General features: G+C 35.2%; 8 protein-coding genes and 1 pseudogene. 6 read left to right on the top strand and 3 right to left on the bottom strand.

Annotated features, from left to right (window positions below; genetic code table 11):
• The first annotated feature begins 12 nt into the window (after positions 1–12).
• Together OLM45_RS10490 and OLM45_RS10495 are read left to right on the top strand one after the other, a co-directional pair.
• The gene (locus OLM45_RS10490) at positions 13–4,023 is read left to right on the top strand and encodes a PAS domain S-box protein (RefSeq protein WP_264509944.1); all 4,011 of its coding nucleotides are present in this window, start codon (positions 13–15) and stop codon (positions 4,021–4,023) included.
• A 148-nt stretch (positions 4,024–4,171) separates the two neighbouring features.
• A complete protein-coding gene (locus OLM45_RS10495) occupies positions 4,172–5,503 on the top strand; it encodes a hydroxymethylglutaryl-CoA synthase family protein (RefSeq protein WP_264509946.1) in 1,332 nt (443 codons plus the stop codon).
• 1 nt (position 5,504) lies between these two features.
• On the opposite strand, the gene OLM45_RS10500 is transcribed toward OLM45_RS10495, so the two are convergent.
• Together OLM45_RS10500 and OLM45_RS10505 are read right to left on the bottom strand one after the other, a co-directional pair.
• Complete coding sequence (locus tag OLM45_RS10500; protein WP_264509948.1) at positions 5,505–6,422, bottom strand: alpha/beta hydrolase; 918 nt, start codon at positions 6,420–6,422, stop codon at positions 5,505–5,507.
• Positions 6,423–6,434: 12 nt separating this feature from the next.
• Positions 6,435–7,322 (bottom strand): annotated as a pseudogene (locus tag OLM45_RS10505) (YifB family Mg chelatase-like AAA ATPase); the annotation flags it as partial.
• A 104-nt stretch (positions 7,323–7,426) separates the two neighbouring features.
• Here OLM45_RS10505 and OLM45_RS10510 point away from each other — a divergent pair.
• From OLM45_RS10510 to OLM45_RS10520, 3 genes are all read left to right on the top strand, one after another.
• Complete coding sequence (locus OLM45_RS10510; protein ID WP_264509950.1) at positions 7,427–9,238, top strand: recombinase family protein; 1,812 nt, start codon at positions 7,427–7,429, stop codon at positions 9,236–9,238.
• A 15-nt stretch (positions 9,239–9,253) separates the two neighbouring features.
• The gene (locus tag OLM45_RS10515) at positions 9,254–10,519 is read left to right on the top strand and encodes a Y-family DNA polymerase (protein ID WP_264509952.1); all 1,266 of its coding nucleotides are present in this window, start codon (positions 9,254–9,256) and stop codon (positions 10,517–10,519) included.
• A gap of 197 nt (positions 10,520–10,716) precedes the next feature.
• Complete coding sequence (locus tag OLM45_RS10520; protein ID WP_264509954.1) at positions 10,717–11,145, top strand: hypothetical protein; 429 nt, start codon at positions 10,717–10,719, stop codon at positions 11,143–11,145.
• Between the two features lie 168 nt (positions 11,146–11,313).
• On the opposite strand, the gene OLM45_RS10525 is transcribed toward OLM45_RS10520, so the two are convergent.
• Positions 11,314–12,123, bottom strand: coding sequence for a helix-turn-helix domain-containing protein (locus OLM45_RS10525; protein ID WP_264509956.1), 810 nt, complete (start codon positions 12,121–12,123; stop codon positions 11,314–11,316).
• A gap of 1,003 nt (positions 12,124–13,126) precedes the next feature.
• Between OLM45_RS10525 and OLM45_RS10530 the strand changes: the two genes are divergently transcribed.
• Positions 13,127–13,309: a helix-turn-helix domain-containing protein gene (locus tag OLM45_RS10530; protein WP_264509958.1), complete on the top strand. Its 183-nt coding sequence runs from the start codon at positions 13,127–13,129 to the stop codon at positions 13,307–13,309.
• Positions 13,310–13,329 lie beyond the last annotated feature (20 nt).

A 13,329-nucleotide genomic window follows, 5' to 3' on the forward strand; every position in this document is an offset into this window, starting at 1 on the left:
TAGAAATCCTTCATGATACATTTATTGAATGTTCTATTGACCGGATTACAGGCACCCTTTTTACAAACTACACCCATAATCGTGAAGGAATTTCACTTTGAAAAATGGTTTGTTGTAATGGCTGTATTGTTTTTGGTATTGTATCTTACCTATGCTGTTTTCGATTATAAATCTAAGAAAAACAGTTTTATCAATACCTATTCTGAATTTGCTCCTAAAGAAGAACTGTATAATATGTTCTTATTGATGCTGGGCATCGCATTACCACTTTCAGAAGTAATCATTGAAATTTTTTATGTTCGTCCAACCAGTTTATTTCGTCTCAAACTTACTGTTGGCCTTTTCCTTGTTGGGATTTACATTATCAATACACGAACCCATTGGATTAAAAAATATTTTATACTTATTTTCATAAGTGTTTATGTTTTAGACTTCATGTTGAACGTTTACAATCTAATCGTATTGCCTTATGACTATATGATATTTTGTACGTTACTCATCAATTTTTTTCTTTCGTATTATATTTTTAAAAACATGGTCCAGTATTGGACCTTTGTGGTTATTTATTTCTTATTTCTTATTAGCCTTCACCAACAACAAGCTTTACCGCCGAAAGATGTAATTATATTAATCACGTGTTCACTACTTATAGTTACCATTCATGCCGCTATACATTTGGCTACTGCAACGACAAAGAGCAAATTTTTATTTGCTAATGAAATTCTTTCCAAAGGAAATATCCTTACCATAGCCACCAACAAAAAAGGAGAACTCTCCTATTGTAGCGAACAGATACGCGACTTTTTAGGTTATGAACCTGAAGAAGTTATGGGAATGCAATTTTGGATATTAACTGAAGATCCCGAATTTATCGGCGAAGCGTATCATGATGATTTTATTGATAACCGCATGCACATTCGCCGTTTAAAAGCCAAAAACGGAGAATTCAAGTACATCCAATGGAAGGATAAAAAGTTTTCAGACGACTTGATTATTGGTATTGGGCAAGATGTTACTGAACAAATGAACATTCAAAATCAATATCAAAATTTAATTGAGAATGCTAATGATATTATTTATGAAATTAACACGGAAGGAAAATTCACTTTTATCAATAAACATGGCATGGCTTTAACGGGCTATACGCAAGAAGAATTTTTAAATACACCTTTCTTTAATTTAGTTCGAAAAGACCACCAACGCCGCATTCGCGAATTTTACAAGCGAACAGAGATGGAGTTCAATGAATTCCCCACTCTTGTTGTTCCTGTTACGGCCAAAAATGGAGAGACCCTTTGGCTATCCCAAAATGTAACCATCAAAAGAAATGAGGTAGGTAAAATATCAGGATATACTGTCATTGCAAGGGATGTTACGCTACAACGACAGTTGGAAATCGAGAATGTTCGTAAAGAGAAAAAATTAAAACGCTACAATGAAGCGATTAAAAATTTAACGCTTAAACACCAACCTAATGGGGATAATTTTGCTGAATTTCTGGAGGCTGTACTAAAAATTATTGCCAAAAAAATAGATGTGAATCGGGTTGGATTTTGGCGGTACTTTGAAGACCGTATACAATGTGAACGAACCTTTATTAAGAATAAAGACGAATTCAAATCGGGATTTGTTGTCGAGAAAAAGGATTATCCACTCTATTTTAATGCGATTGAAAACGAATTGCAAATTGTAGCTTCCAATGTATTGGAAAATCCGTTCACTACAGAATTTACTTCATCCTATTTCAATGAATTTGCTACGAAATCTATGCTGGATACTCCCATCTATATCAACGGGTTGTTGTATGGTGTACTTTGTATTGAATCCGATACAAAAATCAAAGAATGGGATAACGAGGATATTATATTTTCCCGTTCAATCAGTGACTATTTAGCAGCAGCCATCGAAACCCATCAACGTTTAGAAGCAGAAGGGAAATTGGAATACAAAAACCAAATTTTAACCGAGATAACCAAATTTACCAACCGTTTTATTGCCATTAAAAACAAACAAGAATTATTTAATGAAGTATTGTTGTCGCTAGGAAATGTCATTGGTGTTGACCGTATGTCCTATTTTGAATTTGATTATGAAAAAATGACTTTCAGTCAGCGCAACCGTTGGCACAAAGAATACAAAAACATTATTGATTTAAATCCAAACCTACAAAATTTACGCTACTACGATTTTGAAGAAATATTCCAAGTATTGCAACAAGACAAGGTATATTCCGGTTTAGTCAAAGACATTAAAACGCCTATAACTCGTGAATTTTTGGATAAAATTCATTGTACATCCATTTTAATTTTACCGATTACTGTGAACAATCAGCTGGAAGGGTTTATTATTTTGGACGAGATGTATATAGAAAGAAAATGGCAACCCGAAGAAATTTCTATTCTCAATACATTAGCTCGAATTGTTTCTTCTACTCTAGAACGCAACATCAATGAAAGTACCATTCGTGAAAACGAAGAGCGATTCCGATTGCTGGCGAATAACATCCCGGGTACAGTGTATTTGTGTTCGATCGATGATGATTACAGCTACATTTATCTTAATGATGAAATCCAAAAATTAACCGGAGTTGCTAAAGAGAATTTCAAAAATCATAAAAACTCTTTTGGTGCAATAATCCATTCCGAAGACAGAGAACGGGTGTTTGATACGTATAAAAAAGCCCTTGCATCAAAAAAGAAAATTCATACCACTTATCGTGTTTTAGATAATGAAAATAACATAAAATGGGTGGAAGAGTTTGGAGATATTATACGGATTGAAGATTCGAAATATATTGAAGGAATCCTCATTGACATTACCCGTCAAAAAGAAGCCGAAGAAGCCATCAAAGCCAAAGAATATGCAGAGGCAGCCAGTAAAGCTAAATCGGAGTTCTTAGCGAACATGAGCCATGAAATTCGAACACCATTAAACGGTATCATAGGATTCACCGACCTTTTAAAAAACACCAATTTGGAGCAAATCCAACGCAGTTACATGAATACCATTAACGAGTCGGCTCAATCTTTATTGGATATTGTCAACGACATTTTGGACTTTTCTAAAATTGAATCAGGGAAACTCGAATTGGATATCCGTCGCTATGATTTAAAAGAGATTTTGAGTCAAGTGGTAGAATTGGTGAAATACGACACTAACCGTAAAAACCTGCAATTGGAACTCACCATCAACAAAGAGGTTCCCAAATATGTTTGGACGGATATCATTCGTTTAAAACAAATTCTAATCAACTTACTGGGTAATGCCGTAAAATTCACCGAAAAAGGAAAAATAAACCTATCAGTAACCAATCTCGAATTTATAGGCGACACTCAATGCCGTTTGCGCTTTATGGTAAAAGACACCGGGATTGGGATTAGTAAAGAATTCCAAGAACAAATATTCAATGCTTTTTCGCAGGGTGATAACTCCACAACACGAAAATTTGGCGGTACAGGTTTGGGCTTATCAATTTCCAACCAACTTCTGGGCTTAATGCAAAGTCGTCTAAAAGTCAACAGCGAAGTAAACAAAGGTTCAGAATTCTATTTTGATGTGGTCGTGAAAGCCAACAATACCAAGACTATCGAAGAGATCAATAATATCGAAGTGGCAGTAGCAGAAACGGAGAAACCCAATTATGGCCATGAAAACTTTAAGGTACTGATTGTCGAAGACAACAAAATCAATATGTTGTTAGCCAAAACCTTAGTCAAACAAATCATTCCTCACGGCACAATATACGAGGCTAACAACGGCGAAGAAGGGGTAACTAAGTACAATGTACTTCAACCAGACATTGTTTTAATGGATGTTCAAATGCCTGTAATGAACGGTTACGAAGCCACCCAAGAAATTCGTAAATCCGATAAAGGAAAACATATTCCTATTATTGCGTTAACTGCGGGTACTGTTGTAGGAGAAAAAGAAAAATGTTTGGAAATGGGTATGGATGATTATGCTTCGAAACCCATTATCAAAGAAGTCTTGGAAAACCTTATCGCTAAGTGGTTGAAAAACTAAACAAAAACGGGCATGAAATCGAAAATAGTAAAATTTTACTCCCGCTTTTTTAACAAATTCATAAATCGTATTGCTAGGGAGATAATTTAGGGCTTGTCCAACGTTTATAAGGCTTGAGTATTTTTAATTTTGCCAAAAATTCAAGAAAATGAACGTAGGAATTGACAGTATCGCATTGGATTTACCCCAGTTGTATTTACCCATTAAAACCCTTGCTGAACAGCGTCAAATTGAAGCTGACAAATTGATTAAAGGATTGGGCTTACACAAAATGGCTTTTCCCGATGTGGGACAAGATGTGGTAACATTTGCCGCCAATGCAGCCCTTCAATTACTTCATCTTGAAAACCTACACCCCTCAGCAATCTCCAAGATTCTTGTTGCAACGGAAAGTGGTATTGACAGTTCCAAACCAATTGGTTCCTATGTAATTTCTTTGTTGGAGAGTCAGTTAGGTGCGCGTTCCTTCGCCCATTGCGATACGGTAGATTTTACTTTTGCGTGTATTGGCGGCGTGGATGCATTACAAAGTGGTATGGATTACGTTCGGTTGAATCCGACCGAAAAAGTAATCGTAATCACCACCGACAATGCCAAATACGACTTGGCCTCAACAGGAGAATATACCCAAGGTGCTGGGGCTTTGGCTTTATTGATTACGGCAAATCCGCGCATTATCGCTTTGGGGCAAAAAACGGGAGTTGCCACTGAAGGGGTTTTTGATTTCTTCAAGCCCCGTCGTACTTTTTCAAAACTAGAAGTAACTGGAAAATCAGACAATCCCGATTGGTTGGGCGTTTTGGAAAATGACATTCAAATTTACAAGGAACAACCCGTTTTTGATGGTCAATATTCCAACCAATGCTACATTAACCGCATTACAGAAGCTTACAACCATTTTAAAAAACAAACAAATCAGCCGGGTATAGTATTCCAAGATTGGAAACAAATCTTTATGCACCTGCCCTACTGTTTTCAAGCGCGCCGTACATTTATAGAAATTTATAAAAACGAATTGCACCCCAACCTTCCCGCTGAAGAAGTAAAAGCATTGGCCAAGAGCGAAGAGTACCTACAATGGGTTCAAGAAAAAATTCAACCCAGCGAAGCCGCTTCGGGTCAGGTTGGCAATTTATACACGGGTTCTATTTTCTTGGGGATGCTATCTGGATTAAGCATATTGGCCACCCAAGAAGCGGATTTAGTAAACGAAAAAATAGGTTTTATTGCTTATGGAAGTGGTTCCAAATCCAAAGTTTTTGAGGGAATTCTTCAATCCGATTGGAAATCACAAATCACAAAGGTTAATCTGTTCACTTTTCTTGAAAACCGTAAAGAAATTGATTTCGAAACCTACGAGCAATTACATAAAAAGGAATTGAGTACGGCTGTGGGAAAACCGCAAGGTTTTATTTTAGATTCTATTGAAAAAGAAAATCCGGTTTTGATTGGTGCCCGCTATTACCGTTACCAGAACTAATTTAATTCCCCAACAAAAACGTTAGCGGAATCGCCAAGCGTTTGTGCCAAGCTTGTTCGCTATGGTCTTCGCCTTCAAATTTTCGGGTGATCCAATGGGCACTATCCCACCCTTTGGCGATCATCACTGCATCTGCTTGTTTTTGAAAAGGTTCGTATAACGCATCTAATGTAGCCGTTCCAAAATCAAAATAAATTTTATGGGAATTGGCTTGGGGCAAATGTTTTTTCAAATAACGAATAAATTGCGCTGGAATGGGATTGTTTTCAACCGAAAAAACACCCGGCCAATGAGTCGACAAACAAGCGGCACCTCCAAAAACCTTGGGGTATTCGCAAATCGCATACATCGAAATCAAGCCGCCCATACTACTGCCTGCCACAAAAGTATGTGCCGCATCCGTATAGACTGAAAAATGACTATCAATATAGGGTTTCACTTCCCGAACCAAAAACTTTAAATAATTGTCAGAATGCACTTCATACTGCTGAAAAACCGAATTCCCATTGGGTCGGTTGACTTGATAAAGAGAATCCTTTTGTTTTTGGGTGAGTTGTTCAAAGGGTTTTTGTGGAAAATAATCCGCATGACGGGTAGCTCCGCCGTTCCATACGCCTACTACAATACAATCTTGAATCGCTCCCGATTGAAAAAGTTGGGTCATCACATCATCCACCTCCCACGCTTGTTTGTTCCATGTGGTAGTGGCATCAAACAACATCTGACCGTCATGCATGTACAACACACTGTATTTCTTGGCAGTGGAATAGTCCTTGGGCAACCAAATATCGATATTACGCGATGTGACATATTCCGATTTAAAATCGGGTAAACGTTGAATAGTTCCTGCTACAACTTTTGGAACCTCTTGTGCATTAAGATTAAATGCAATACAAAATGCAATGAATAACTTTTTCATTTTTCTATACATTTATCCCAACCATCCGTCACGGTCCAAACTGCGGTATTGAATCGCTTCAGCGATATGTGCCGACTGTACTGTGGGCGCCGCTTCTAAATCGGCAATGGTTCGGGCTACTTTTAAAATTCGATCATACGCACGGGCCGACAAATTCAATCGTTCCATAGCGCTTTTCAACAAAGTTAGTGAGGTTGCATCCAATTCGCAATAGGTTCGAATCAATTGTGTATTCATTTGGGCATTGTAATGAATATGATTCAATTCCGAAAAGCGTTGGGTTTGAATTTCTCGCGCGGCAATGACGCGTTCGCGAATAATCGAACTGCTTTCAGAACGTTGCCGGTCGGCTAATTTGTCAAAAGGCACAGGGGTGACTTCGATATGAATATCTATTCGATCCAAAAGAGGACCGGAAATCTTACTCAGGTACCGTTGCATTTCCGCGGGTGAGGTGGTAACGGGCGCATCGGGATCGTTGAAATAGCCGCCCGGACTAGGATTCATGCTGGCGACCAACATGAAAGATGACGGATAGGTAATGGTGAATTTGGCCCGCGAAATGGTGACTTCCCGATCTTCCAGAGGTTGGCGCATCACTTCCAACACTTCCCTTTTAAATTCGGGGAGTTCATCCAAAAACAATACGCCATTATGTGCCAACGAAATTTCTCCCGGTTGTGGATAACTTCCTCCACCCACAAGAGAAACACTGGAGGCGGTATGGTGCGGATTCCGAAACGGCCGCTGGCTGATGAGTCCGACCTCCTTCACCTTCCCTGCCACACTATGAATTTTGGTAGTTTCCAAGGCTTCGCGCAAGGTCATGGGTGGTAAGATACTCGGCAATCGTTTGGCCAACATGGTTTTCCCTGCGCCCGGTGGCCCGATGAGAATAAGTATAGGTCTAGACTATATTTACCCACTTATATTAACTGTTAAACATTATTTAACCAACTTTATTAATAAGTAAAATAATTTTGTCCTCAATGAAAAAGGAAACTATGAAAGCAATATTATTGGTGCGTGTAAGTACTAAGATTCAAAACTATGAGGCTCAAACTCATGATTTGATTCAATATGCTAAATCAAAAGGATATGAAGAATTTAAAATAATTGAAACCAAAGAAACAGGGTTTGCAAATCTTGAAGTCAAAGAGGGTACAAATGAAATGTTCAAATTTCATGAAGAAAACCCAGACTATAAAACAGTTTTCGCTACAGAACTATCAAGGATATCAAGAAGACAGTCTGTATTGCATCAAATTAAAGAATGGTTTATAAAGAAAAAAGTTCAATTTTATTTGAAAGATACCAATTATTCATTGTTTGATGATAATGGAAATGTATCGCCAGCTGGCGATATTATGTTTACTTTATATGGCTTCTTTGCAGAACAAGAAATGGCACAAAAGAAAACCCGATTTAAGCGTTCCAAAGAACTACTTATGGAGCAAGGTTATTCAATTGCTGGCAAAACACTTTTTGGATATAAAAAAGTCATGGGTGAACTCAAAAAAAATACACTTGTAGAAGATGATATAAACGCAGATATTGTCAAAACCATTTACAATTGGTATTTGAATGGAATTGAGTATAAGATTAAGAACCCATCAATTAAAACCATTACACTTGAATGTATAAAACGTGGTTTTCCAGTATACACACATTCAAAACGCAATGTAAATAAACTACTTAAAGAAGAGGGTTATACTGGTTTTAAAATCACTAATAACAAGCGTAAAAATCCAAATTATTCTGGTGAAAAGAATGAAGAAAAGTACATTACAACCAATTTCAAGATTAAATATCCGCAGATAATTGATAGAGATACATTTGATTTGGTTCAACAAAAGCTTCTATCAAATAATACCAATGTTGAAAAAAGTTCCAAACACACAACCTTGTTAGCAAAGATGATTAAATGTAACTATTGTGGTAGTCATTTCAATGCAAATTATCGAATTGTAAATGGTCAAAATAAATCAACCTACAGATGCAGTTCACATTCAAGTGCAAAGCCTTGTGGTAATACACAAACAATATCAATGGCAATGATTGATTCAGCAATTTGGAATTTAATTAAAACTGATTTAGAACTTTTAGCAGAACAAATAAAAATCAACGACCCAGAAACCGCAGGAACCAATTATAAAAAATATCTTGAAGCGTTGATAAATAAAAAGTTTGAACTACAAAAAGAATTTGATAACGAATTAAAAAGTCTTGAAATCATTAAGAAATCTAAGAATGCTAACATTGATGATTTTCTTTTAAGGTTTGAACAAAACTCAACTAGGATTGATAAGGAACTTGGTAAAATTGATAAAGAAATTTCAAAGATTAAAATGCTTTTGAATGTTAAGCAAAGCAAAAACAATGATTTTGTTAATGTTATTAATAAGAATCTTGATAGAATTGAATCATCAAAGGAACTCTTAAAAGACTATATCAATTTGTTTGTTGATTTAATTAGAATCGAATTACATAATAACAAGTATACCATTTTGAATGTGGTGTTAAAAAATTATAGCAAAGTTGAACGATACTATTTCAAAAAATCTAATGACTATATTCAAATTAATGATGCCGAACTTGAAGAACTGAATTCAATTCTGTTGGATAAAAGTCAAACGCTGTCAATCAAAATGTATAAATCAACTAAAAGATTTGTTCCAACTGGTGATAATTCAATGCGAATTGGAAGGTTTTCATTTCCCATCCCAGAGATGATAAAGGAAATACAGAATGTGAATAAATTTCCTATCTTGAAAGAAGTTAAGCGAGTGGAATTTTCTAAATTGGGGGTGTATTAACCCCCTCTTTTTATTATGTATGCTTTAATCGATTGCAACAACTTTTATGCAAGTTGTGAAAGGCTTTTTAAACCCCATTTGAATGGTAAACCAGTTGTGGTTTTATCAAACAATGATGGTTGTATTGTGGCACGTTCAAACGAAGCAAAAAAGCTTGGCATCGCAATGGGCGTTCCAATATTCCAAATCAAAGAACTTGTTGAACAGCATCAAGTAAACGTCTTCAGTTCAAACTATGAATTATATGGTGACTTGTCCAACCGAGTAATGAAAATCCTTTCGTCTTATTCGCCATTAGCTGAAGTTTATTCCATTGATGAATGCTTCTTAAAGTTCGATGGCTATGAGAAATATTTTGATTATAAAACGATGGGATTGGATATGAAATCAAGGGTTCAACAATGGGTTGGCATTCCAATAAGTGTTGGTTATGCACCCACTAAGGCTCTTGCCAAAGTTGCCAATAAGATTGCAAAGAAGTTCCCCGAACAAACTGAGGGAGTTCATATTATTGATACTGAAGAAAAAAGACTCAAAGCACTGAAGTGGACTAAAATTGGTGACGTTTGGGGCATCGGTAGACAACATACCAAACGGCTTAAAGCTTTGGGTGTAAATAACGCTTATGATTTTACAATGCTAGGTGATGAATGGGTCAGAAAGAATATGACCATCCAAGGACTCAGACTAAAAAAAGACTTGAAGGGAGTTCCTAGCATCCAAATGGAAGATGTCAAGGATAAAAAGAATATTGCATGCACCAGAAGTTTTGAAAACATGCTGGATAGGTTCTCGGATGTCTCAGAACGTGTTGCCACATTCTCAGCCAATCTTGGTGAGAAACTAAGAAAACAAAACAGTCATTGCAATATGATTAGCGTGTTTGTTTTAAGCAACTATCATAGAAAGGACTTGGAGCAACACAGAGCCTTTATAAACATCAAAACCGACTTTCCGACCAATAGCACCCTTGAGATAAATAGGCTAGCTCAAACCGCCTTAAAATCGATTTATAAGGATGGTATTAAATACAAGAAAGCTGGGGTGATTGTATCAGCTATAACACCAGCTGAAGAATTTCAGTTGAAGTTTTTTGGTGGTGAGAATCCGAAGCATATTGACCTAATGAAAGCCATTGATAAGACCAATAAAAAGATTGGTGGTAATGTAATTAGGTTTGGCAACAATGCTTTAGGAAAACGCTGGAAGATGCGTCAAGAACACTTGTCCCAATGCTACACCACAAGGATAAGTGATATACTAACTATCAAAATGCAATAGGTATGTGTTTTTTCATGGCTCAAGCCCAAAGAGGCTCTTTCTCATATCGCTTCAAGCCAATGTTATCAATACTTTTCAGAGCTATACTTTACGAGGGCACCAAATGCCTCAGATAGTGTGTTTTACAATAAAAACATATAAATATGATTTTGTTTTTATTTGGTTTTAAAATTAATTAATAACTAAATTTTATTACAATGAAAACAAAAAGTGATTATCCGTTTGATTTCTCATTATTTATCAACGACCATGTTATTTGTCAAAGATTTTTTGATGAATATAATTTTAAGAATGATTCAATTAGTTTTAATCAAGCTATTGAAATTATTTCCAGAGTAACTCAATTAATTGATGATTTTTTAAAATCAAAATCCATCGATTTAGTTTGGACGAAAAACAAAATCAATAACAAAGTTTTGGTTCCTCATGAAGTTAAAAATGATTTGCTATCTGTTTCTATATCTTTTAAATCAAAAGCTGTAGTTTCAAGCATTATTAATGTTGATAAATATCAACCAAAGGTTAAATATAATATTGATATCCGTCCAATTTTGCCTTTGATAATTAACAACATTAGACAATGTTTGATGAGTACAGAATTACAATCTGTAAATCATATTCACTAATTGATTAAAATCTTTTGGATAGTGAATAATAGATTGATATAGAAAGGATATTATTAATTTATGCTAAGCGTATTATTGTGCAAAACTAGATAGCTAATTGGCAATTTTTGGCACAAAATTTTTATTTTAATAAAAAAGCCAATCTTAATCGGATTGGCTTAGTTTGTTTTAGTCTCTGGGATTCTCATAATAATCACCCATTTCTGTTTCATAATCAGTTTTATATTTTTTCCCATGCTTTATTAATGAAAGTTTTGAATATTTGCTTCTAACTGAAACCCTTTCCAAATTTGTATTTCGTTTGTTAAAAACTTCATCTTTTAGCCAGTCTTGGAAGTCAATTAGAGCCTTAGGCCTGTCTGGCTTAATAATATCTTGAATCCAACCAAGAACATCTTTGTAATATTGTTTTAATAATTTTTCAATTTCTTTTTCGTCATCTATAAAAGTTTGATAAAAAGCTATATCATAATTGCCATTTTCAAAAGCTTCTATAGTTAGAGGGTAAACAAAATCATTGTCAACCAAGATTTTTCTATTTGTTCGTAAAAAATCTTTACACTTTTCTATTTGTAATTCATCATCTGTTAATTCAACGCTTTTAGTATCATTTTCTGGTTGAATTTCCAATTCTGGTTTTAAATTACCATATTCTGATATGGTATAATGGTAAACTTTCTTATCTGAATTTGCCTTTTTGATATTTGGTATTGAAACACCTTTATCAACTTCTGTTTTTTTCAAATAACCACATTCAATAAGATTGTCAATTGCTCTGAAAAATGTTTTTTTGGTTATTTTGAGCCTATCACAGTAAAGTGTTTGTGACAAGTCAAAATTTGTATCGGAATCCGACAAGATGGCTGTAATAAGCCTAAATGCATTTGGTGTTAGTCTTGTGTCAAACAAGATTGAGTTGTGAATGGTTGTAAATTTTCCATTTTCCAATTTTTTACGGATTACAGTTTTGTTTTTCATGGGTCAGTATTTTTATTCCCTCGTTATTTTATTTCTCTCATTTCGGGTGAGAGAAGCTGATGGTCATGAACTCCATCAGCACCCCGATTTGTCCTGTTGAGGACTGTATTTTTCTTTTTGATTAATTATACTCAATGCCAAGGAATAAGTCAATAGATTTCGATAAAAATATTTGTGTTTATTTAAAAACAACTCCATTTGTTCGTTGAGGTTGATGATGTAATTTATTCCATCTATTGGTATACTTTTTACACCATAAAATAGCAGTTGAGGTATACTTTCTACACCATGAATTGGTATACTTTCTACACCATGAATTGGTATACTTTCTACACCATGTACTATAAGAGTAATATAATAATCACACTCTTTAGAGTGTGTGATTGACAAGAATAAAAATGTGTTATTGGGAGTATCTACGCTATGGCTTCGATACATCCCAAACACATTTATTACCAAAATAATGATGAATAATTTTAAGTAAACATCAATAGAAAAAGAAAGGGTTTGGGAAAATGCGAAAGCATTTGGAAAACCCCAAAGTGGAGATAACTCACATCAATCATATTGGGAGCGTAGCGACCCATACGGGTCTTGATTTATTATAATATAATAGCATAGCGAAGCACACCATATCAATTCCCTACGGGAACAACAAGGGCCATTTAATATTGAAGTAACCCTCAATACCCTTCGGGAATAGGCCCAGCCCGCGCCCTTTATTTTGACATTCAGCGACTTAAAAAAAATTCGTCTATACATTGTTTACAAAGAAAATTAGATGGATAAAACCAACTGTAAACAAGTCTAAATTAACCCCAACGAACCTGTACCAGCTATGTAACTCTTCACAGTGAATTCGGTTAAAGAATATAGAATGAGGCCTTTATCTCAAAGGGATTCTTTGATTTAGTAGTTAAATTTTTGAAATATTATTCTTAAAAATATAAATACCCTAAATTTTAATGTATTTTTCCCTATATTGTACCAAATTCCAAATACCATGAATCGGATTAAAGAGGTCTTAAATGACAAGGGAATAAAACAAACATGGCTTGCTAACAAGCTTGGAAAGTCTTATAATGTTGTTAACGGATACGTCACCAACAAGCGACAACCAAGTATTGAAGTGCTTTATGAAATCGCCAAATTGCTTCAAGTTGATGCCAAAGAATTACTTAATTAACAGATACAAACCAAAGCCTT

It is taken from the genome of Flavobacterium sp. N1719, assembly GCF_025947045.1.
GTDB lineage: Bacteria > Bacteroidota > Bacteroidia > Flavobacteriales > Flavobacteriaceae > Flavobacterium > Flavobacterium stagni.